At 70.0% G+C, this 20,840-nt stretch carries 17 protein-coding genes and 1 pseudogene; 8 read left to right on the top strand and 10 right to left on the bottom strand.

Annotated elements, in window-relative coordinates; all coding sequences use genetic code 11:
• Positions 1–47 precede the first annotated feature (47 nt).
• Entirely contained in the window at positions 48–1,928 is a 1,881-nt protein-coding gene (locus GTY96_RS22305; protein WP_161665723.1) for an extracellular catalytic domain type 1 short-chain-length polyhydroxyalkanoate depolymerase, read from the top strand.
• Between the two features lie 101 nt (positions 1,929–2,029).
• On the opposite strand, the gene GTY96_RS22300 is transcribed toward GTY96_RS22305, so the two are convergent.
• From GTY96_RS22300 to GTY96_RS22290, 3 genes are all read right to left on the bottom strand, one after another.
• Positions 2,030–3,478 carry a M20 family peptidase gene (locus tag GTY96_RS22300; protein ID WP_161665722.1) on the bottom strand — a complete coding sequence of 483 codons (1,449 nt, stop codon included), beginning with the start codon at positions 3,476–3,478 and terminating at the stop codon, positions 2,030–2,032.
• A 175-nt stretch (positions 3,479–3,653) separates the two neighbouring features.
• Positions 3,654–4,169: a hypothetical protein gene (locus GTY96_RS22295; protein WP_143906935.1), complete on the bottom strand. Its 516-nt coding sequence runs from the start codon at positions 4,167–4,169 to the stop codon at positions 3,654–3,656.
• Positions 4,170–4,483: 314 nt separating this feature from the next.
• Complete coding sequence (locus GTY96_RS22290; RefSeq protein ID WP_328700969.1) at positions 4,484–6,364, bottom strand: amidohydrolase; 1,881 nt, start codon at positions 6,362–6,364, stop codon at positions 4,484–4,486.
• A 457-nt stretch (positions 6,365–6,821) separates the two neighbouring features.
• On the opposite strand from GTY96_RS22290, the gene GTY96_RS22285 reads away from it, so the two are divergent.
• The 5 genes from GTY96_RS22285 (at position 6,822) to GTY96_RS22265 (ending at position 13,328) form a co-directional block, all read left to right on the top strand.
• Positions 6,822–8,567 carry a sigma 54-interacting transcriptional regulator gene (locus tag GTY96_RS22285; RefSeq protein WP_161665720.1) on the top strand — a complete coding sequence of 582 codons (1,746 nt, stop codon included), beginning with the start codon at positions 6,822–6,824 and terminating at the stop codon, positions 8,565–8,567.
• A 213-nt stretch (positions 8,568–8,780) separates the two neighbouring features.
• Positions 8,781–9,515, top strand: a complete 735-nt coding sequence (locus GTY96_RS22280; RefSeq protein ID WP_143906941.1) for a hypothetical protein — start codon at positions 8,781–8,783, stop codon at positions 9,513–9,515.
• A gap of 106 nt (positions 9,516–9,621) precedes the next feature.
• A complete protein-coding gene (locus GTY96_RS37770) occupies positions 9,622–10,662 on the top strand; it encodes a hypothetical protein (RefSeq protein WP_235685779.1) in 1,041 nt (346 codons plus the stop codon).
• 108 nt (positions 10,663–10,770) lie between these two features.
• Positions 10,771–12,600 carry a serine/threonine-protein kinase gene (locus GTY96_RS22270; RefSeq protein ID WP_235685778.1) on the top strand — a complete coding sequence of 610 codons (1,830 nt, stop codon included), beginning with the start codon at positions 10,771–10,773 and terminating at the stop codon, positions 12,598–12,600.
• Positions 12,600–13,328, top strand: coding sequence for a hypothetical protein (locus GTY96_RS22265; RefSeq protein ID WP_201756318.1), 729 nt, complete (start codon positions 12,600–12,602; stop codon positions 13,326–13,328). The genes GTY96_RS22270 and GTY96_RS22265 overlap by 1 nt, the downstream gene beginning before the upstream one ends.
• 116 nt (positions 13,329–13,444) lie before the next feature.
• Here the strand turns inward: GTY96_RS22265 and GTY96_RS22260 are convergent, their stop codons facing one another.
• Positions 13,445–14,068, bottom strand: a complete 624-nt coding sequence (locus GTY96_RS22260) for a glutathione S-transferase family protein (protein ID WP_235685777.1) — start codon at positions 14,066–14,068, stop codon at positions 13,445–13,447.
• Positions 14,062–15,045, bottom strand: coding sequence for an RNA polymerase sigma factor (locus GTY96_RS22255; protein WP_161665717.1), 984 nt, complete (start codon positions 15,043–15,045; stop codon positions 14,062–14,064). The genes GTY96_RS22260 and GTY96_RS22255 overlap by 7 nt, the downstream gene beginning before the upstream one ends.
• Positions 15,046–15,154: 109 nt before the next feature.
• On the opposite strand from GTY96_RS22255, the gene GTY96_RS22250 reads away from it, so the two are divergent.
• Positions 15,155–15,580: a DUF3592 domain-containing protein gene (locus tag GTY96_RS22250; RefSeq protein ID WP_161665716.1), complete on the top strand. Its 426-nt coding sequence runs from the start codon at positions 15,155–15,157 to the stop codon at positions 15,578–15,580.
• Between the two features lie 3 nt (positions 15,581–15,583).
• Here GTY96_RS22250 and GTY96_RS22245 read toward each other — a convergent pair whose 3' ends face one another.
• Complete coding sequence (locus GTY96_RS22245; protein ID WP_268903966.1) at positions 15,584–16,102, bottom strand: quinone oxidoreductase family protein; 519 nt, start codon at positions 16,100–16,102, stop codon at positions 15,584–15,586.
• Positions 16,103–16,245: 143 nt separating this feature from the next.
• Positions 16,246–16,566: pseudogene (locus tag GTY96_RS38735) on the bottom strand (quinone oxidoreductase family protein); the annotation flags it as partial.
• A 116-nt stretch (positions 16,567–16,682) separates the two neighbouring features.
• Between GTY96_RS38735 and GTY96_RS22235 the strand changes: the two are divergent.
• Positions 16,683–17,645 (top strand): AraC family transcriptional regulator, encoded by a 963-nt coding sequence (locus tag GTY96_RS22235; RefSeq protein WP_161665714.1) that lies wholly within the window; start codon positions 16,683–16,685, stop codon positions 17,643–17,645.
• 257 nt (positions 17,646–17,902) lie between these two features.
• On the opposite strand, the gene GTY96_RS22230 is transcribed toward GTY96_RS22235, so the two are convergent.
• The 3 genes from GTY96_RS22230 to GTY96_RS22220 form a co-directional block, all read right to left on the bottom strand.
• Entirely contained in the window at positions 17,903–18,943 is a 1,041-nt protein-coding gene (locus GTY96_RS22230; protein WP_186002112.1) for a Gfo/Idh/MocA family protein, read from the bottom strand.
• 68 nt (positions 18,944–19,011) lie between these two features.
• The gene (locus GTY96_RS22225; RefSeq protein WP_161665713.1) at positions 19,012–20,061 is read right to left on the bottom strand and encodes a GNAT family N-acetyltransferase; all 1,050 of its coding nucleotides are present in this window, start codon (positions 20,059–20,061) and stop codon (positions 19,012–19,014) included.
• Entirely contained in the window at positions 20,054–20,656 is a 603-nt protein-coding gene (locus tag GTY96_RS22220) for a hypothetical protein (protein ID WP_255442806.1), read from the bottom strand. Before GTY96_RS22220 ends, GTY96_RS22225 begins: the two co-directional genes overlap by 8 nt.
• Positions 20,657–20,840: the final 184 nt, after the last annotated feature.

Raw genomic sequence — 20,840 nt, 5'->3', positions numbered from 1 at the left:
CTCGACCCTCGGCCGCCAACCTCCCCCCTGGCGGCCCGGGAGGCACCATGCACGTTCGAGGCATCCGTCGTCTTCGGTGGTTCGCGCACGTCCCCTGGGTTGGCTTCACGCTCTCCGTCGTGGCCGCCATCGGTTGCGGTCCGCTCGGCGCTGAAGCCCCGGACACTCCGGGCTCCCGGGTCGAGCAGGTGGCGCAGGAGCTGACGCAGGTGACAGGCTTTGGGTCCAATCCAGGCAACCTGCAGATGTTCCGGCAGGTGCCTGCCAGCATGCCGGCCAATGCACCGCTCGTGGTGGTGTTGCATGGCTGCACGCAGTCCGCCGCGGCCGCGGAGCCCGGGGGCTGGACCGCCGCGTCGAACGTCTACAAGTTCTACGTCGTCTACGCGCAGCAGCCGAGCAGCAACAACGCCACCAGCTGCTTCAACTGGTTCGAGCCGGGGGACACCACGCGCGGCAGTGGGGAGGCGCTGTCCATCAAGCAGATGGTGGACGCCATGAAGGCCGCCTATTCCATCGACCCGGCGAGGGTGTTCATCACCGGCTTCTCCGCCGGTGGCTACATGGTGCCCGCCATGCTGGCCACCTACCCGGACGTCTTCGCGGCGGGCGCCATCAATTCGGGCGGGCCCTATCGGTGCGCGAGCTCCATGACGGAGGGCTTCAGCTGCATGAGCCCGGGCGTCAACAAGACGCCCGCGGCCTGGGCGGACCTCGTGCGCAATGCGTACCCCGGCTACGCGGGCCCTCGCCCGCGCGTCTCCATCTGGCACGGCACCAATGACTTCACGGTGAAGTCATCCAACCTCACCGAGTCCATGGAGCAGTGGACCCAGGTGCTCGGCATTGACCAGACGCCGGATACGACGGAGACGGTGGCGGGCTTTCCTCACAAGGTGTACCGCGACAGCGCGGGCACGGCGCTCGTGGAGACCTACGAAATCACCGGCATGGGCCACGCTGTTCCAGTGGATCCGCAGCACAGCTTTCCTGGAAGCAGCACGGTCTGCGGCGCGACGGGCGCGTATCAGACGGACGTGAACCTCTGCGGCGTGTACTACCAGGCGCGCTTCTTCGGGCTCACCGACGCCAGCACCCCGCCGGATGACACCGTCCCGCCCACGGTGAACGTGACGGCGCCGGCGACCGGCGCCACGGTGAGCGGCACCGTGACCGTGACCGCGAGCGCCTCCGACGCGGTCGGCGTCACGCGGGTGGAGTTCTACGTGGACGACGGCCTCGTGGGCACGGACACCACGGCACCCTATGAGTTCGCCTGGAACACCACGACGGTCGCCAACGGTTCGCATGCGCTGAGCGCCCGGGCCTTCGATGCGGCGGGGAACTCGGCGCTGGACGCGGACACCTCCGTGACGGTGAACAACAGCGAGACGACGCCGACGATGGTGAGCTTCACCAGCATCCCCGAGGAGGATGGCTACGTGAAGGCGAACGCGGATGGCAGCGCGGCGACGATTGGCACCCTCACGGGGCTCGCGCTCGGCCGCGGGACGGACGGCAAGCAGAACCGCTCCCTGCTGTCGTTCGACACGGCCAGCCTGCCGGACACCGCCAGCATCACCCGGGCGTTCCTCACCATCGCCTACTCATCCGGCTCCGGCGACCCCTGGGCGAGCCCCGCGGGCAACACGCTCGTCATCGACGTGGCCACGGGCACCTTCAACGCCGCCCCGACGGAGACGGCCGACTGGGCCGCCCCCGCGACCGCGAGCGCCGTGGCGAGCGTGGCGAAGTTCACGTCCGGCACCGCCCGCTCCACGGACTTCACGGGCACGGGGGCCTCCGCGGTCAACAAGGTCGGGCGGACGCAGCTGCGTCTGCGCTTCGCCCAGGACCCAGCGGCGACGGCCTACCTGTTCGTGAAGGACGGCGCGAACGCCACGCTCACCGTCGTCTACACCCCGTAGGTCGCGACCGCGGGAGGACGGCCTCCGGGCCGTCATGGAAGGCGCTCCAGGCCCTGCCCTCCCACAAGAGGGCAGGGCCCGCGCGGATGAGGCCGCCCCTGCTAGCGCGTGGTGTTGCGCAGGTACTGCGCGTAGAAGCGGATGGCGGCCGCGTACCCCTCGACGGAGAGCCGCTCGTCGCGGCCATGCATGCGTGCGAGGTCGTCGCGGGTCATGCGCACGGGCATGAAGCGGTACACGCTGTCACTCAAGGGGTAGAAGTGCCGGGCGTCGGTGGCCGCCACGGTGAGGAAGGGCGCGACCAGCGCCTCCGGGAACACCTGGCGGATGCTTCGCTGCAACTGCCGCCAGCCTTCCGTGTCCAGGCGTGACACCGGGGAGGCTTCGTCGCCCTCGATGGACAGCTCCACCCGCGCATCGTCCACCGCCTCCCGCATGCGGTCTCGCACCGCCTCCAGGCTGTCGCCGGGCAGCGGGCGGACGTTGAGCACCGCGCGCGCCTGCGACGGCAGCACGTTGGGCTTGGGGCTGCCTTCGAGCATGGTGGCCGCGGTGGTGGTGCGGATGCTGGCGTTCGTGGAGGGCGTCGCGGCCATCTTCCGCTCGATGAGGGGGGCGAAGAGCCAGGTGTTGGCGAAGAGCAGGCGCATGCCGAACTCCATCTCCGGCGCCACGTACTCGAACAACCCCCGGGTCGCGCCGCGCAGCCCGGCCTCGAAGGGGTGCTCCTCGATGCGCACCAGGGCGCGGGCGAGGATCCCCGCGGCCGTCTGCGGGGGCGGCATGGACGCGTGACCACCCGCGCTCCGCACCCTCAACTCGAGGCGCGCCGAGCCCTTCTCCGCCACACCCACCAGCGCCACCGGCGCCGCCACGCCGGGCACGAGCCCCACTCCGATGGGGCCCCCTTCGTCCAGCACGGACTCGAGACGCGTGCCCCGCTCGAGCAGCAGCCTGGCCACTTGCGCGGCGCCGTCGCGCCCACCCACTTCTTCGTCCGCGCCGAAGGCGAGCAGCACCGTGCGGCGTGGGCGGTGGCCCTGGGCGAGCAAGCCTTCCACGGCCTCCAGGATGGCGAGCACGCTTCCCTTGTCGTCGAGCGCCCCGCGGCCGTGGACGTAGCCGTCCGCCACCTCACCTCCAAAGGGCGGGTGGCTCCAGGTGGCCTCCGCCTCCGCGGGCACCACGTCCAGGTGGCCCATCAAGAGCACTGGCTTCAGGCCGGGCTCCGACCCCTCCCACGTATACAGGTGCGAATGCGCGCCCACGGCCTCATGCCCCAGCTGCGCATGCACGAGGGGGAACTGAGCGACAAGCTGGGCATGGAGCGCCTGGAACGCGGCGTCCTCTCCGCTCGTCCCGTCCGAGGCGGCGATGGTGCGGTGACGCAGCGCCTGGGCGAGGCGGCCCGCGGCCGCGGGGGCATCCACCGAGTAGGGCTCGGCGGGTTCGGCGGGGGCCTGCCGCGAGCCGAAGTGGAGCGTCCGGACGACGAGGATGCCCACGAGGAGGAGCAGGAGGGCCAGCACGGCGAGAAGGGCACGCTTCATCAACTCAGGGCTCCAAGGGAGGGCGCCTCCGAGCGTATCAGCATGCGCGGCGCGACCGCCTGGAGCAGCTCGCCTTCGACCCCGGTCCTCCCGCGACCCGAGGAAGCCCGCCCCCCCTCCGCGGGTGCGGACGTCCCCCGGCCCCCGAGCGGATCCTCCCTTCCCGAGGAGGCCGCTACCGTTTGACGATGTTCAGGTGGGTGTTTCCGCAGTCGCCTTCGTAGCCTTCGATGATGATCAGCAACTGGGTGCCCTTGATCAGGCCACTGAGGCTGATGGCGGACGTGTAGAGGCTTCCGGTGTCGTCATTGCACTTCAGGACCTCGGACGTGGCCTTGTAGTTCCGGATCTCCATGACGGTGTCGTAGTTCGAGTTCCGCGTGGAGAACGAATAGGTGCCTGTCTCAGGGACCTTCCACACGTAGGCGATGTCCCGGGACGAACCGGAGCCGCAGGTGGTGTGCCATTGGTTCGTCGCCGTGCAGGTGGTGGGGTAGATGACCACCGGCTGGCCCATGTTGCTGCCCAGGTCGCCCCCGAGCGTCTCCTGATGCACCGTCCCAATCTCCGCGTCGTCGGTGACGTCAGAGGGATTGGCGGCCTGCTCCCCTTCGCCTTCGGGGAGCGGTCCGCAAGCACCGAGGAACAGCGAACACGTCACACCGACCAGCCATCTGCCGAGGTTCGTCATGGTCCACCCTGGTTCAGCACCGCGAATGACAGGAAGCCCGGCGCACCTGCGGGCGCTCGGGCGGGCAGACACTGGATGCTGTGCCTGCCTGGTATCGCAAAGTGTGCTTGCCTGGCCATGACAGCCATTGTCCCGTTGGTCTGGGAATCGCTCTGTTCAGGATGGTCTGTGTTCCGGGTTCTCAGAAGAACGATGCGAGGGAGGAGGCCCGCGACGTGACCACTGGCGGACGCCTACCGGTCCGAAGGAGGCAGGAAGGGTGCGGCAGCGAGGGCTGCGAGCGCTGCCGCACGACGGAGTGACAACGGCCCCGGTCAGTCGTTGGCGTTCCCGGTGGGCTGACCATTCAGGTAGGTCTGAATCACCGGAATCTGGCTGATCTTCGTGGGGTCTCCACCCTTGGCCGGGTCGTAATCCAGGGGATTGGCCCCCAGCACGACGAAGTCCGCCACCTTGCCTGGCTCGATGCTGCCCAGCCACGCGTCGAGCTCGTGCTGACGGGCGGGCTCCACGGTGATCGCGCGCAGCGCCTCCTCGACGGTCGCCGCGTGCTCGGGCCCGAGCACCGTGGTCGTCTTGAAATCAGGATAGGCCCACGTGCGCCGCGTGACGGCCTGCTCCACGAACCAGAGCGGGCGAGCCGGTGTCACCATGGAGTCGCTGTGGAACGAGAAGGGGACGCCATGGCGACGGTCGAAGAGGACCGGGTCGATGTTGCGCGCGCTCTCCTTGCCCAACATCTGATTGAAGGCGTCTCCCCAATACGCCACATGGCCGATGAGGTGCGTCACGCGCACATCCAGCGCCGGCACCTTCTTCCCGCCCGACACATAGGTGCCCTTGCGCAGGTCGCTGATGTTCTGGGTGACCTGCTCCTGCCCCAACGTGTTGTGGATGAGCAGCGCCCGGTGCGGATTGACGTTCTGGAGCTGGAGCTTCGAGAACGCATCCACGGCCCACTGGTTCGCCAGGTTGCCGTTGGCGTGCAGCTGGAACCGCCAGGACCCCTGCTTCCAGAGCGGGCTCAAGCTGTCGACGATGGCCTGCACGCTCTGGAAGTCGGCCTCGCCCTCCTTCTTGTCCGGGCAGTGCCCGGAGCTCAGGTACTGGTAGGGAGACTCGAGCCAAGCGGTGCAGCCCTGCGTCGAACCGTCCACCCAGAGCTTGATGCCGCCAACGCCCAGCCACCGGGGCAGCTGGCACTGGGGATCCTGGCTCGGATCGCAGGCGGGGCCCGTCGGCTGGATCCCCTGCGCGGGCATTCCAACGGGAGACACACCGGGGGCGGCCACGACGCCCTGGGTCGCGGCGTCGTAGGTCACGAGGCCCGTGATCCGCATCGGGAAGTCGCGCCGCTCCGCGAGAAACTTCACGGCCTGGATCTGGGACGCGCTCGACAGGCCTCCATCCGCGAGGGTTGTGAGCCCTGCCTTGCGCAGCTCCTGGACGGTCTTCTGGATGTCCTTCTCGTAGGCTTCGACGAGTTGGATTGGATTCGTCTGCACCAGCCCCAGCGGTAGGCTCTTCTCCATCGCCGCCATGAACGGCGCGTACCCGGCGGACTCTTCGATCAACCCGGTGAATCCGTTCGCGTCCGACCGCCACCTTCCGCCGTTGTCCGTGACCGACGCAGGGGTCGTGCAGTTCTTCGCCCCCTTGCAGACGACATCGAAGGCCTTCTGGTTCACGTAGGCCAGGTGGCCGGACTGATCCAGGATGAGCACCGGACGGTCCTTGCTCACACAGTTATCGAGATAGAGCTTCGGCTGCGCCATGAAGGACACATTCCCGCTCACGCCGCAGTTTCCGGCGACGAACTGCTGCCGTGACGGATCCAGGTTCATCCCAAGGATGAACTCCTTGCTGTTGACCTGGGTCTCGGCGGCGATCCGCATCGACTTGAGCGCGCTGAGCAGATCCGCGTGGCTCTCGCAGCCCGGGGCGGAGGCCTCCTTGTAGGGCGGGGGCAGGCAGGGCGCCAGGTTGTGTGACCCCAGCAGGCTCTGGGCCAGCGTCGGCAACAGGTGCAGGTGGGGGTCGATGAACCCCGGCATCAGCACCTGCCCTGGCGCCAGACGGACGAGGCCCACCCCTGGGCCAAGGTCCTTCATCACTTCCTTTTCGGTGCCCACCTTCACGATGTGGCCCCGGCTGTCCACGGAGACCGCCTCCGCGATCGTCCCAAGGTCATCCATGGTGACGACCTTGCCGACAAAGACGGTGGTGCCAGATGCGGGGGTGCCGACCCCTCCCTTCGTCGTGCAGGACGACAGGAGGGCGAGCGCCGCGCAAAACACAAGGGAACGCGGAAGGGCAGGCCAGTGGCCTGGGGACTCTCTGCGAGGGTAACGGTTCATGGAGCTCCTGTAGGGGATGAATCACCGTACACAGACGGACTTCAATCGCACGCATGAAAATTAGGCAAGTCGATGTGCAAGGGGTTCTTATCAATCGCTGTCGCTCGAGTCTGACACGTCAGGGATGTGTTCTGACGTGTCAATGCCAGCTCTGACGCGTCAGCGATTCCGGTTCGTCGGACCGTGGTGCGACGACGCAGGGTTCATGCCGCTGCCCGAGGCCCCGGGGCCGACGTGGAGGCACGTGCCCGCCTCTCGCGTTCCTGATATGCGACAGCGGCGCCCGCGCTCCGCCATGCCCCAGCTTCTGGTCCTCCCCGACGGCCGTCGTCTCCCCTTGGACAAGCCCGTCGTCTCCGTGGGCTCCGACGCCACCTGCGACGCCGTGATCGTCGCGCCCGGCGTGAAGCCGAGCCACGCGCTGTTGTTCCGCGATGCGCGAGGCTGGAGCGTGTCCCCAGCGGGAAAGGGCTGTGACCTCAAGGTTCGAGGGCGGCGCGTGGACCTGGCGCCGCTGGTGCCCGGCGACCGCTTCCGTGTGGGCACGGCGGAGCTGGAGCTCGTCGAAGCGGTGGAGACCGTCGCGGCGGATGCGACGGAGGCGGCGCCCCGGCGACAGGAGGGCCGGCTGGCGGCGGTGCTGGCGGAGCTGTCCTCGCGGCTGCTGGTGCAGCGTCCCCCGCTGGAGCTGCTGGAGGTGGCGATGCGGGGGCTCGCCGACGTGGCGGGCGCGGACGTGGGCTTCCTCGTCGCCGCGGACTCGCGGGAGGGACCTCGGCGCGTGCTGTGCTCCACGGGGGCCATGCCTGACGCGGCGGTGGCGGACAGCCTCGTGGACCGGGTGCTGACGTCGGGCGCTCCGGTGCGGGTGGCCGACGTGGAGGCGGACGCGGTGCTGGCCAGGGCGCCCAGCATGGAGGCCCTGCGGCTGGGCTCCGCGCTGGTGGTGCCGCTGCGCGTGGAGCCGGTGCCGCTGTCCGTGGTGTACCTGGGGAGGAGGTTGGGCGCGGCGGCCTTCTCCGCGGCGGACCTGGAGGAGGCCATGGCGCTCTGCGCGCTGACGGCGCTGCTCCTGTCGACCCGGCGCGAGCTGACGGAGCTGCGCGCGCAGGTGGAGGGCCTCACCCGCCGCATCGAAGCCGCGACGTTCGAGGGGCTCATCGGAGAGTCCCCGTCGATGCGCGCCCTGTACCAGCAGGTGGAGCGACTGGGGCCCACGCCGCTCAACGTCCTCATCGAGGGCGAGACGGGAACAGGCAAGGAGCTGGTGGCCAGGGCGCTCCACCGGCGCAGCGGTCGGCGCGGACGGCTGGTGGCCATCAACTGCGCGGCGCTGCCGGAGAGCCTTATCGAGCGTGAGCTGTTCGGCCACGCGCGTGGCGCGTTCACCGGCGCGGGCGCGGCGCGGTCGGGGCTGGTGGAAGCGGCGGACGGGGGCACCCTCTTCCTGGATGAGATTGGGGACATGCCGCTGTCGCTCCAGACGCGCTTGCTGCGCGTCGTGCAGGAGCGCGAAGTGACCCGGCTGGGCGAACACCAGCCGCGCAAGGTGGACGTGCGCGTGGTGTCCGCGACCCACGTGGCCCTGTCGGAGGCGGTGCGGCGGGGCACCTTCCGCGCGGACCTGCGCTTCCGGCTGGAAGAGGTGCGCGTGGACGTGCCGCCGCTGCGAGCGCGGGGGGACGACGTGCTGCTCATCGCCCACCACGTGTTGACGCAGGAGGCACGCAAGGCGCGAGGCTTCACGCAGAAGGCCACGGAGGCGCTGCGAGGGCACCCCTTCCCCGGCAACGTGCGGGAGCTGACGTCGCGCGTGCGACGCGCGGCGGTGTTGGCGAAGGACGAGCTGCTCAGACCCGAGGACCTGGAGCTGGGCGGTGACGCCGCGCCCATGATTCCGCTGGAGGACGCGCGCGAGGCGTTCGTCCAACGCTACGTGCGAGAGGCGATTGCCCGCTGCGGCGGCAGCAAGAAGGACGCCGCGGCGGCGCTGGGCATCGGGCTGCGCTCGCTGTTTCGCTACCTGGGCGAGGAGGACTGACAGGCCGCCTCCTCGGGAGGGGCTGTCCGCGTGCCAGTCCTGGCACGTTTCCCCCGGCGGCGGGCCCGAGGCGGGCCCGAGGCGTCATGCAACCCCCTGGAATCGTGGCGATCCGATGCCTCGCGAGGCCGCGGCACGCCCGTTGCGATGGGGGTGCCCATCACCCGCTGGCGGAGGGTCGCCGCGGCACGAACGAACATCCTGGAGACGAACATGAAGCATGTGGTGATGAGCCTGTTCCTGGCGTTGGCGGTGGTGGGCTGTGGCAGCACGAAGGACGATGACAGCGAGGGGCCCGACGGGAAGCCCAGCGAGCAGAGCGCGGAGCTGTGCGGCTCGAGCAAGGCGTGTCCCTCCGGGCAGTTCTGCTTCAACGGCCTGTGTGCCCTGGGCTGCCAGACGAACGCCAACTGCGCGGCGGATCAGTACTGCGACGCCGAGGACACCGGCACGCTCGCCTCGTATTGCAAGAACAAGAAGGTGGCGACCTGCACCTCCAACAGCCAGTGTCAGAGCAACCAGCAGTGCATCGAGGGCCTGTGCAGCCTGACGCCCCCGCCCAACCCGCCCTCGTGCAACCCGAACACCTCCGACTTCAAGGACGGCTGCGACACCTACTCGGTGTGCCTGGATCCAGATGACCAGGGCTCGAAGCAGCCGTACTGCGCCAGCTTCCCGCCGTGCCCCGAGGACGGCGTGTGCCCGACGGGCCTGGGCGGCGCGGTGTGCAACGACGGAATCCTGGCCAACAAGGGCCGCTTCTGCATGCAGGGGCTCTGCCGCGACGGCTCGAACTGCCCCTCGGCGTGGAGCTGCGTGAAGCCCTTCACCGGCTCGGTCCTCGGGTTCTGCAGCCCGGGTGACTTCGGCTTCCCCTGCACGGAGAACGCTCAGTGCAAGAGCGGCCAGTGCTTCTCCGCGCCCGGCGTCATGGGCGCCTGCATGTAGCGGGTGAGGGGGGCCTCGTGTTCCCCCGTCGGGGAACATGAGGCCCCTCGTGTTGGGGGGCTGCTCTTCGCGCGTCCCTCCGCGTAGAGTCGCCCGGGCCTTGGTGATGCGCCGCTTCCTCCTGCTCTCGTTGGTGCCCGCGCTGGTGCTGTTCGCCGCGACGGGCTGTCCGCTCGACATCCGCGTCCGCTGCGACGAGTCCCAGGGCTGTTCCCAGGGGCAGGTCTGTGTGGGAGGGGAGTGCGAGCCCGTGGACGCGGACCGGCTGGGGGAGGCCTGTGGCGCGGATGCTGACTGCGGTCCGGGGCTCACCTGCGGCATGGGGTTTCCGGGCGGGTATTGCCTGCTGGCGTGCTCCGCGAAGCGGTCCTGTCCGCGAGGCAGCGTGTGCGCGACGGAGCTGGGGCAGTGCCTGCGGACCTGCGGCGAGGACTGTGTCCGGCCGGGATATGGCTGCGGGGGCGTGCCGGATCCGTCCGGCACCCTGAACGCCTGCGTGCCGGTCACGCCGCCGACGGACGGAGGTTGCACGGGTGCGGGGTGCGAGGTCCCGGATGGCGGTTGCCCCGACGCCGGCTGCGTGAAGCCGGATGGAGGTTGCACGGGGGCGGGGTGCTCGCCGCCGGACGCGGGATGTTCGAGCACGGTGGAGCTGGGGGGGACGTGCTCGCGGGCGTGCGAGTGCGCGGATCCCGCGGCGGCCTGTGAAGGCGGAGCGTGCACGCTGAAGTGCTCGTTGGACTTCACGTGTCGCGATGAGCGGCGGTGCACGAATACGCACTGTGTGGTGGGGCCTCGACTGGGAGGGGCGTGCAGGGACTCCTTCGACTGTCCCGGCATCGCCACGTGTCCCAGGGAGCGACTGCGGTGCGAGGAGAAGTGCAATCCCGCGGGTGCGGGCCTCTGCGAGCCGGGTTACCAATGTGCTCCGGACGGACTGTGCGTGCGGGAGTGTTCGGGGACTCCGTCGTCGGTGGGAGAGGTCTGCGAGAACTCCTTGGACTGCGCGCCCTGTAGCGTGTGTCTGTCGTCGGGGACGGCATTGCGGTGTCGGCAACCCTGCCGGCTGGACCGGGACTGCCCCGGAGGGGCGACGGGCGCCTGCGAGCAGGTGGGGGACACGAAGGCCTGTCGGCTGTCGCTGTAATCTGTTCGGGTTGCTCGCGGGAGCGCGCTCCCGGAGAATGCCCGGGTGATGACGGGTGAGGTGCTTGCGGGCCGCTACCGACTCGAGCGGGAGTTGGGGCGTGGGGGAATGGCCACGGTCTTCCTGGCCACGGACCTGCGGCTGTCGCGCCCGGTGGCGGTGAAGCGGATGCACCCGGGGGGCGGCGCGGGCCGCGCGGAGCGCTTCCGCCGGGAGGCCGAGCTGGCCGCGTCGCTCCATCACCCCAACGTCCTGGGGGTCCACGACTACGGCGAGGATGGGGACCAAGGCCCGTTTCTCGTCTGCGAGTGGGTGCGGGGCGAGGACCTGCGCGCGCTGGCGGCGAGGCTCGCGCCGGTGCCGCCCGAGGCGGTGATGGTGCTGGGCTGGGAGCTCGCCCGGGCGCTGGCGGCGGCGCACGCGCGCGGCATCGTCCACCGCGACGTGAAGCCTGACAACGTGCTGGTGGCGGAAGGAGGCCCGCTGAAGCTGGCGGACTTTGGCCTCGCCGCGCTGGAGGATCAGGAACGCCTCACGAGCACGGGAGCGGTGACGGGCTCGTTGCCGTACATGGCGCCCGAGCGCATCGACACGGGCGCGTACTCGCCCGCGTCGGATGTGTACGCGGTGGGGGTCATCCTGTTCGAGCTGTGCTCGGGCAGCACGCCGCACGCGGGCAAGGGCGCGGCGCACCTGGCCGCATCGGTGATGACGAAGGATGCGCCGTCGCTGACGGAGGTGGTGCCGGGCACGCCCGAGCCGCTGGCGGCCCTGGTCGCGCGGTGCCTGGCGAAGGATGCACGGGACCGACCGCACGACGGGGCCGTGTTGGCATTGGCGTTGGAGGAACTGCTCCAGCGAGAGGTGGGGCCGCCCGCCGACGTGGCTCGGGAGTTCCTGGCGAACCCGGTGGCAGGTGCCATTCGATGGCGCCGGGCTCGCTTCGAGCGGTTGCTGGAGGAGGGGCGCGGACTGCTGGCGCGCGGAGAGGGTGCCCGGGCCGCGAAGGTCCTCAACGCCGCGCTGGCGCTGGAGCCGACGTCCGCCGAGGTGGCGGCGTTGTTGCGCGAGCGGCCGAGGCGCGCTGGGGGGAGGGCTGGCGCCGTGGGCGCGGGGCTCGTGCTCTGCGCGGTGGTGGGGTGGGGTGGATGGACGCTCACTCGAAGGAGCGAGGGGACAGCGGGTGGCGCCGTGACATCTGGAGTGGAAGTGGCGAGCGTCACCGCGCGTTCGAAGGAAGACCTCGCGGGGGAGCCGGTGGAGTCTCCTCGGGGGGCTGGTCAGGGCCCCGCCGCGGAGGTCGCGCCGCGGAAGTCGTCCCTGGAAACGGCGCCCGTTGTCGGCTCCTCCGGCAGCCGCACGAAGGACGGTGCCGTGGTGGAGAAGCCCGCTCGGCCCTCCGTTTCAAGAGGGCGTCCGGACGGAGTGGAGTCGGCGAAGCCAGCCGTGCCCTCCCTGCCGACAAGGCCCTCGGCACCGCCCCCGGCTCCGGAAGTGGGAACCCCCGTCCCCGAGCGGCCCGCCGTGGTGAAGGTGACGGCACGCCCATGGGCAGAGGTCTTCGTGAACGGTGAGAGCCAGGGATACACGCCCCGCGTGCGTGAACTCTCGCTGCCCGCGGGGACCTACCGACTGCGCTTCGTCAATCCGCTGTGTGACGAGGTCGACCAGGAGGTGACGCTCGCTCCGGGGGAGACCGTGACGCGCGACGTGGTGTTGTCGCTGCGCAAGGCGGAGGTGCTCATCCTCGCTCCGGCGGGCGCGCGGCTCTTCGTGGACGGCCGAGAGGTGGGCATCGCGCCTCTCGCTGCTCCGGTGCGGGTCGAGCATGGGCGTCACACGGTGACGGCACGCCGCGCGGGTGCGCCTCCCTTGCAGCGAGAGGTGGACGTGGTCGCTGGTCGTCGTCTCGAAGTGGCGCTGGAGGTGACGCCGTGATGTGCGCGGCCTTGATGATGGTGGTGCTCGCGGCGTCCCCGCTCGACGGCGCGCGCGGTGCCTACCAGTCCGGAGAGCTGTCCCACGCCCGCGCCGAGCTGGAGTCCCTGCTCTATCCGCTGCGGCTCGACGGAGATGTGCTGGAGGCGGAAGCGCACCTGCTGCTCGCGGCCACCTACCACGCGCAGGAAGAGCTGGCTCGCGCGGAGGACGAGGTGGTGCGAGGGCTGGCCGTTCACGGCGACTCGGTGCTGGACCCGCTGTTGTATCCGCCGGACTTCCTCGCGTTCGTCGAGCGCGCGCGTACTCAGCACCAGGCCCGCATCGCGGAGCTGCGCGCCGAGCGGCGTCCCCGGCTGTTGCCACCGCCAACCCCCATTGTCGACCCGCTCCTGCGCAAGGACGAGGTGCCCACCGCGCCAGCGCTGACCCGTGCCTGGTATCTGGCGCCCTTTGGCGTGGGGCACTTCAAACACAAGCGCTCGGGGATGGGCACGGTGCTGGCGGTGACGCAGGGGTTGGGACTCGCGGCCGCGGGAGTCTCGCTGGGGACCGCGCTCTCGCTGCGCGGGCCGGACGGCCGCTACAGCGCGAGCGACGCGGGGACGGCGCGGACGCTCAACGTGACGTACCTGGTGGGGGCCTACGCCTTCGCGGTGGCCTACGCGTATGGCGTGTTGGACGGGATGGTGGTGACGCCCGCCCCGCCAGCTCGCCCGGCGCCCTGAGCGTTGGGCGGGAGGCTCGTCTCGGCGCCACTGCTCGAGCACGCGGGCTCCCCGCGCTGAAGGGAACCCGCGTGCGGGCCGAAAGGGCGCCGCCTGACCTCTGGTCCGGGGGGCGCCTACTTCACGGGGAAGAGGTGCAGGTATGGCCGCGCCTCCTCGAAGACGCGCGCGACCGTCGGTCTTGCGAGGATGCGTTCGAAGTACGCGGTGAGGTGCGGGTGTTGGAACGGCTCGACGCGAGCCGCGTAGAAGAGCGCGGGCGCCGCAGCGCAGTCAGCGAGCGTGAACGTGTCGCCGGCCGCCCAGGTTCGTCCTGGCAGACGCGCTTCGAGGACGTCGTACGAGGTGCGCAGTGTGTTGCGCGCGCGTCCGACGCCGATCGGGTCGCGCGCGTCGGCGGGCCGCAGCCGGTCGGCGACGACCTTGCCCACCTGCTCGTTCACGTGCAGGTCGAACACCCGGTCGAGGAGCCTGCACTCCAGGGCCGCCTCCCGGCCGGAGGGGATGAGTCCAGGGCCCAGGTGCTCGACGATGATGCTCGACTCCGCCACGACGTGGCCGTCGTCCTCGAGCACCGGGAAGCGGCAGTACGGCCAGCGTCGCGCGAGCGCTTCGCGGTCGGCGGGAGCCCCGAGGTCCACGAAGCGCCGTTCGAACGGCAGTTCGAGCTCGTAGAGCGCGACGAGGACCTTCTGACAGAACGACGAGAGCGGGTGGAAGTAGAGCGTGCGCATCAGCATCCCTCGATCCAGAAGCGGTGGCCGTTGGCGCGGAACGGCACGCCGAGCTCCGCGCACACCTCCGCGAGGAGGTCCGGGCTGAAGAAATAGTTGGCGAGGTGCGCGACGCGACCCTCCTCGCCGCGCAAGAGGGTGAGCGCGCGCACCGCCTCTCCGTCGTCGTGCGAGTACCAGTGCAGCAGGACCCAGTTGCCGCGGTGCTCGCGGGCCTCCACTCGCGGCGCGACGGCGCGCACGCCCTGGATGAAGCGCGGCTCGATGCCGCCGCGCCGCTCGGCGTCCACCATTCGCTCGACGCCGAAGAGCATGCCGTACAGCACGGTGCGCCGCGCCGCTTCCGGGCCGTACTGCGTCGTCGCCCCCACCACCTCGACGATGGCGCTGTCGAGCAGGAGCGCCGTGAGCGCGTCGAGATCGCCCGCGTTGAAGGCGGCGCAGAAGGCGTCGAGGGCGCCTGGGGCAGGGGCGCGCGTCAACGCCGCGTCGGAGTCCGCGAGCCTGCCGCGCCCGCGGTGCAGCGCCGCCTTCACCGCGCCCGCCGTCGTGGACAGCGTCTCCGCGATGTCCTCGATCGAGAGTTCGAAGACGTCCTTGAGCACCACCGCCGCGCGCTCCTGCGGAGGGAGCCTCACGAGCAGCGTCCCAGCCGCCTCGCGGGTCGGGCGCGGGTCGGCCTGAACCGGGGGCGCCTCCATGGGGACATCTTCCGGTCGTGTCCGGCGCGTCCGGTCGATCCACAGGTTCGTGGCGACGCGCAGCAACCACGCGCGGGGGTTGGGCGGCGCGGCGCCCAGCTGTCCGAGCGTGACGAAGGCGCGCGCGAGGGTGTCCTGGGTCAGGTCCTCGGCGTCCCACGGGCTGCGGGTGAGGTACCGGCTATAGCGGTAGAGCTCGGAGCGGTGCGGCTCATAGACATCGAGGAAGCGCTGCCATGAACCGCGCAGCGTCGACGGGAGTGGGTCTGGAGGAGGCGTCATGCAGGGAGAACGGCCGAGGGCACCGAAAGGATACGTCCCTTCTCACGGGCCGGGCCGTTCTGGCGCCGGTTGCCACCGCGCGCTCCAGCGCGCGATCCTGCGCACCGCCATGCCATTCCCGCTTCTGGTCATCCTCCTGGCACTCTTCGTGGGAGCGCCGCTTCTGCTTCTGCGGCACTTCCTTACGTTTCGCACCCTCACCCTTCAGGTGCGGCAGCGAGGTCTGCACACGCGCGGCAAGGTGCTCCGTGTCCAGAACTCCAAGACCCGGTCGACGAGCACCGTCTACTACTCCTTCCGCCCGGTGGAGGGGCCTGAGGTCGAAGACCAGTTCACCGAGTCCGCGGAAGAGGCGGCCTCCAAACGGGCCCCAGGCAGCCCCCTCGACATCGCCTACCTGCCCGAAAATCCCAGACAGCACCTGCGCGAGGACGTGGGGTTCGAGCGGCCGCAGGTCGTCCTGGTGATACTCCTGGTCCTGTCCTTCGCGCTCTGCGGCGGCTCCGGCGTGCTGGGGGGCTATCTGCGAGGGTGAACCTCAAGCAACGCGGAAGACGACCTTCCCTTCCGTCTTCCGTGCGGCCATGTCCCGGTGTGCCTGAGCCACGGCTTCAAGGGGACGCGGCGCACCCATGACGACCGAGAGCTCGCCGCGCTGGACGAGCGCGAGGACTTCCAGGAGCGCCGCCCGCAGTTCCTCTTGGGGCAGGGTGAAGGTCGCGAAGCCCGAGACCGACTGGTTCCGAGCGATGAGGCCCGCCATCTGCTCCCGGCCGAGCTGCGTGTCGAACATGCTCTCCGCGCCGAACAGGACCAGTCGTCCTCGCGGCGCGAGCGCCTGAAGGCTCCGGGCGCCGGTCTCGCCGCCACCCGAGACGAAGACGACATCGGCGCCGCGCCCACCCGTGGCCTCGCGGACGCGTTCGGGCCAGTCCGCGCGTGAGGTATCCACGGTGGCATCCGCGCCCAACCGGTGCGCCAGGGCGCGTCGGGCCTCATGGCTCGCGCCTCCGATGACGCGCGACGCGCCCAGCTTCTTCGCCAGCTGCACGAGCAGCGTCCCAACGCCTCCTCCAGCGGAGGAATGAACACCGTGTCGCCTCCCTGGAGCCGAGCCCCCACGCGAAGCCCCAGGAGCGCCGTGGGCCCGTGCGCGGGGAGCCCCACCGCCTGTTCGAAGGAGACCGCGTCCGGGATGGGAATCAGCGCCGAAGCAGGAGCGAGCGCGTACTCCGCGAAGGCTCCCTGTCCCGGCAGGAGCGCGACGACCCTCGCGCCTGGAGCGACGCCGTGGACGGAGGCGCCGGTCGCATCCACCACCCCCGCGGCCTCCAGGCCAGGAATGAATGGCAATGGCGGCACGCCGGGCAGGCGTCCCTCCCGCTGCGCGAGGTCAGTGAAGTTGAGCCCGGCGGCATGCACGCGGATCCGCACCTCGCCGTCACCGGGCACCGGGGTCGGCACGTCCTCGAGGCGAAGCTGCTCGGGCGCGCCAAAGGCACGCAACAGGATGGCTTTCATGGGACTGACTCCTCTGGGGCGGACCGTCGAACGCGTGGACGCGCTCGCCCTGCCGCTCACGGGATGGACCTATAGTCCCGCTCTGGAGGACGAACATGCGCCAGAAGTCCGTTTCCATGGTCCAAACGTCCGGTGACTCAGCCGGGTTCGACGTCCTCACGGAAGTCCTGGGCGGCATCCAGCTGCGCAGCAAGGTGCATGGACGCTACGAGCTGACGGCGCCTTGGGGCATGCGCATCGACAGCTCACCCAATCCCCTCTTCTACGCCGTGATGCGCGGCAACTGCCTGCTGTCCACGGACGAGGAATCCCTGACGCTCGTGGGCGGTGACTTCGTGTTCATCCCCGCTGGGGTGCGCTTCACCTTGCGGGACGCGAAGGGAACCCGGGCACTGCCCGTGGAGGAGGTCTATGCGACGCGCGGGCCCATGCGCTGCGGGGGCCTGCTCCATTACGGGGGCGGAGGCGTGGCCGCGACACTCCTCGTGGGCTCGTTCGCGTTCGAGGGGGAGGCCCTGAGCCCGCTCTTGCGGCACCTCCCCACGCTCCTGCACGTGAAGGGCGACGGCATCCCGGCGTTGCCCTGGCTGGAGCCGACGCTGCGGTTCGTGGCCTCCGAAGTCGAAGCCAGACAGCCCGGCTATGACACCATCGTCAGCAGGCTCGCGGACGTGCTCTTCGTGCAGGCGCTCCGGGCGCACATGGATTCAGCCTCCCACGCGAACGGGTGGCTGAGGGCCCTGGTGGACCCGCGCATTGGCAAGGTGTTGCAGCGCATCCATGAGAAGCCACAGGCTCCCTGGACGCTGGCGGGCCTCGCGAAGCTCGCCAGCATGTCGCGCACCCTCTTCGCGGAACGTTTCCGGGCGCTCGTGGGGGAGGCGCCGCTCGCGTATATCGCTCGCTGGCGCATGCATCAGGCCATGGTCCTGATGCGCGACCCCGGCAAGTCGCTGGCCGAGGTCGCCCGCGACGTGGGCTACGAGACGGAGAGCTCCTTCGGCAAGGCCTTCAAGCGCCATGTCGGGATGACGCCCGGAACCCATCGTCGCGGTGTTTCACCCCCCGCGATCCGCTGACGCCTCGACAGTCCTCCCGCGTCCGACACCTGAGCGCTGGCCGTCTGATGAACGGCCGCTCGTTGCGAACACGCGCTTCCTCCTGGATGGGATGGATCCGCTGGCAGCGCGTTGGCGCTCATCGCGCGGGAGGCGAAGGCGAGCACGGTAATGGCAGACAATGGGTCTTGAGATTTGATGGATGAGGAGCCGGAGCAAGTCGTCGGCGAGGGCTTCCGAGAGAAGGCGCGCGTCCAGCAGTCCGACCGCGGCGCCATTCAGAGGCCGGCGGCGCCAAGCTGTCCGCGCGCCGCGTCGATGGTTTCGAGCAAGGCGATGCTGTGCTCGAGCGGATGCAGCGGCGACTCCGTGAGGCCCTCGGCGATATGTCGTGCGACCGCGGCGGCCTGGTAGGCAAGGCCCTCGCTGCCGTGGATTCCGGAGGGATCGGTCCAGCGCAGCCGCTGGTCCGACCTCGCGGCCCTCACCGTGAAGCCGCTGGGAGCGAAGAAGCGCGAATCGAGCTGGAGGCGCGCATGCGTGCCCGCGATGACGGCCTCTTGGGGCGTTTCGGCGAACAGGGTGGTGTGCAGCAGCGCCTGGGCACCCGTGGGGTAGGTGAGGACGAGCGCCGCCTGCCCGTCCACACCCGTCGGGGCGAGCGAGCCCGTGGCGTGCACCCGCGGGGGCGGGCCGAGCACGAAGTGCGCGAGCCAGATGGGATAGATGCCGATGTCGAGCAGCGCGCCGCCGCCGAGCGAGGGGTTGAAGACGCGGCCTTCGGGATCGAAGTCAAAGCGGCCACCGAAGTCCGCCATGACGAGCCGGATGTCTCCGAGCACGCCATCGCGCAGCAGTCGTTCAATGAGAAGGGTCTGGGGGAGGAAGCGCGACCACAGGGCCTCCATGGCGAAGACGCCCGCGGCGCGAGCCGCCCGCGCGATGTCCCGGGCCTCGGCGGCATCGAGCGCGAGGGGCTTCTCCACGAGGACGTGCTTGCCGGCGCCGATGGCGAGCAAGGCCTGTCGCTTGTGCTCGCTGTGGGGAGACGCCACGTAGACGATGTCGACGTGAGGATCGGCGACGAGCTGCTCGTAGGACTCGTGGACGCGAGGAATGCCATGGGTCGCGGCGAAGCGCTGGGCGCGCTCGGGAGCACGCGAGGCGACCGCGTGGACGCGCTGGTCCGTGTGCTGATGCAGGGCCCAGACGAAGCCCCCCGCGATCCTCCCGGGTGCCAGCACGCCCCACCGCAGCGCGGGACCTCCGCGCAAGGGAATGGCTTCGGCTGGGGGGAGGGTGGTCGGGAAGGGGCTCACGGACTCGAATCTATCCGCTGGGCCTCACGGGATGCGTGAGCTCCTCCCCAAACCAGCCCCTTTCCGGCTCAGCGCAGGTGCGTGAACACACAGGGGGACGCTGGCAGCTCCAGTTGGGGCGAGGGCAGCAGGCACGTCACCTTCGCGCCTCCCGGGAAAGGCACCCAGCCCGAGCGCCACATCAGCGAAGCCGGGATGCAGGGGCTCCGCAGCATCGCGGCGCAGCTCGCACCCCGGCGCTCCATGTCCTGCATCGCCACCTGCAGCAGCAGCCGCCGGTCGTCATGGGACACGGAGTCCGCGAAGGCCATCAGGTCCACGACCTCCGCGGTCATGGTCTCTCGGCCCGTCATCCGCATCGGGTAGCTGTTGACGAAGCCCTGGACCTCGCCCGCCTGCTCCAGCACGAACGTGTGCGGCACGTCCCGGTACTGGAGCTGGTGCGCCAGCCGCTGCGCCGTGTACGTGTAGCCCAGGGTCACGGGCGCCATCATCCGCTGGAGCAACGCCATGCACCGGGGCAGGTCCGAGGGCCGGTAGGGGCGGATGTCCTGTCCGCTCGCCTGCCGGAAGCGGTGTCGGAGGAACGGCCGGGCCATGGTGAACAGGGCGCGTTCCGAGGCATTCATCGACCAGCGGGCCAGCGCCTGGGCGTCGAAGACGTGCACCCAGAGCCCCATCCCGCCGAGGATGCGCGCGTGCTCGGTCTGCTTCCAGAAGCCCGGCCCGTCCGTCCCCGCCGCCACGCAGCCCAGGGTCAGCATCGCGCCCCGGTCGCGGTGGCGCCGGAACAGCTCCTCCGCCAGCTTTCCGCCAATGCCCTGTCCCCGGTGCGACGGGGCCACGCTGGCCCAGCTCCCGTAGGTGCCATCCACCTCCCGCGTGCCAACGCGGAGCCTCGCGGGCTCGGCGAACAACGTGCCCACCAGCCGGCCGCCGTCGTACGCCGCCACCAGATAGTCGCGGGGGGCCTGGCCCTCGCGGAAGAGCAGCCAGTCGAAGAAGCGCGCGTCCCACACGGCCAGGGGCAGCTTCTTGCCGTAGCGGTCCTGCCAGACGCCGTTGATGAAGTGGGAGGCCTCTTCGGCGTCGCCCTCGAAGGTGCGCAGCTCAACCATGGAGTTGGTTCCTCATCGGGAGCTCGTGGGGATGCGCGGGGTGCGTGCCAAACAGGTGCGTGAAGAGCGCGCGGGTCGACGGGACGAGCGCGTCCCAATCCGGAACGTGGATGCGCTCCGGGCTGACCAGCACCTTGGCGTAGATCGCCTCGTAGACGCGCTTGACGGTCCCGGGAGCAATGGCATCCATGTCGAAGGCTGGAACAATGCCTACCAGCTTGAAGCCACGGCGTTCGGCGTTGAGCTGGGCCTGGGCGACCTTCAGCGTGGAGTAGTAGAGCGCCACCTCCGCGCCGATGCTCCGGCCCACCACTTCCAGGAGGCTGACCCCGAACTGGCCGATCCCCATCCCTCGACGGGACGGCTCCACCACGCCCATGGGCGCGGAGATCTGCAGCCCCCGCGCGTTCTTCTCGAGCGTGAGCAGCCCGATGATGTCGTGCTGCTCCCGGGTGCGGCACAGCACCGCGCACAGCGGCCGGTCCGGAGACTCGCCGCGCAGGAAGAACTCCCGCTCGTAGAACGAGGGCTCCAGGTGCCGGCTCTCCGTGCCGACCTGGATGTCCGGATACCAGCCGCGCAAGAGCCCGGTCACGAGGGGGATGTCCTCTCTCGACAACTGTTCGAGGGAATGCCCCCCAGGCGCTTCGTGCTCGCCCAACATCTCTCGCAGATCCCGCCACTGCATGCTGTTCATGGTGGAAGATTTAATTTGGATGTGATTGGGCGGTAGTTGTCCTCTGGGACAGGCGCTCTGGATTGTCACTGTTGAGGCAATC

The organism is Corallococcus silvisoli, from assembly GCF_009909145.1.
GTDB lineage: Bacteria > Myxococcota > Myxococcia > Myxococcales > Myxococcaceae > Corallococcus > Corallococcus silvisoli.
Note: the sequence above shows the minus strand (reverse complement) of the source record. Positions and strands in the feature narration are given on the sequence as shown.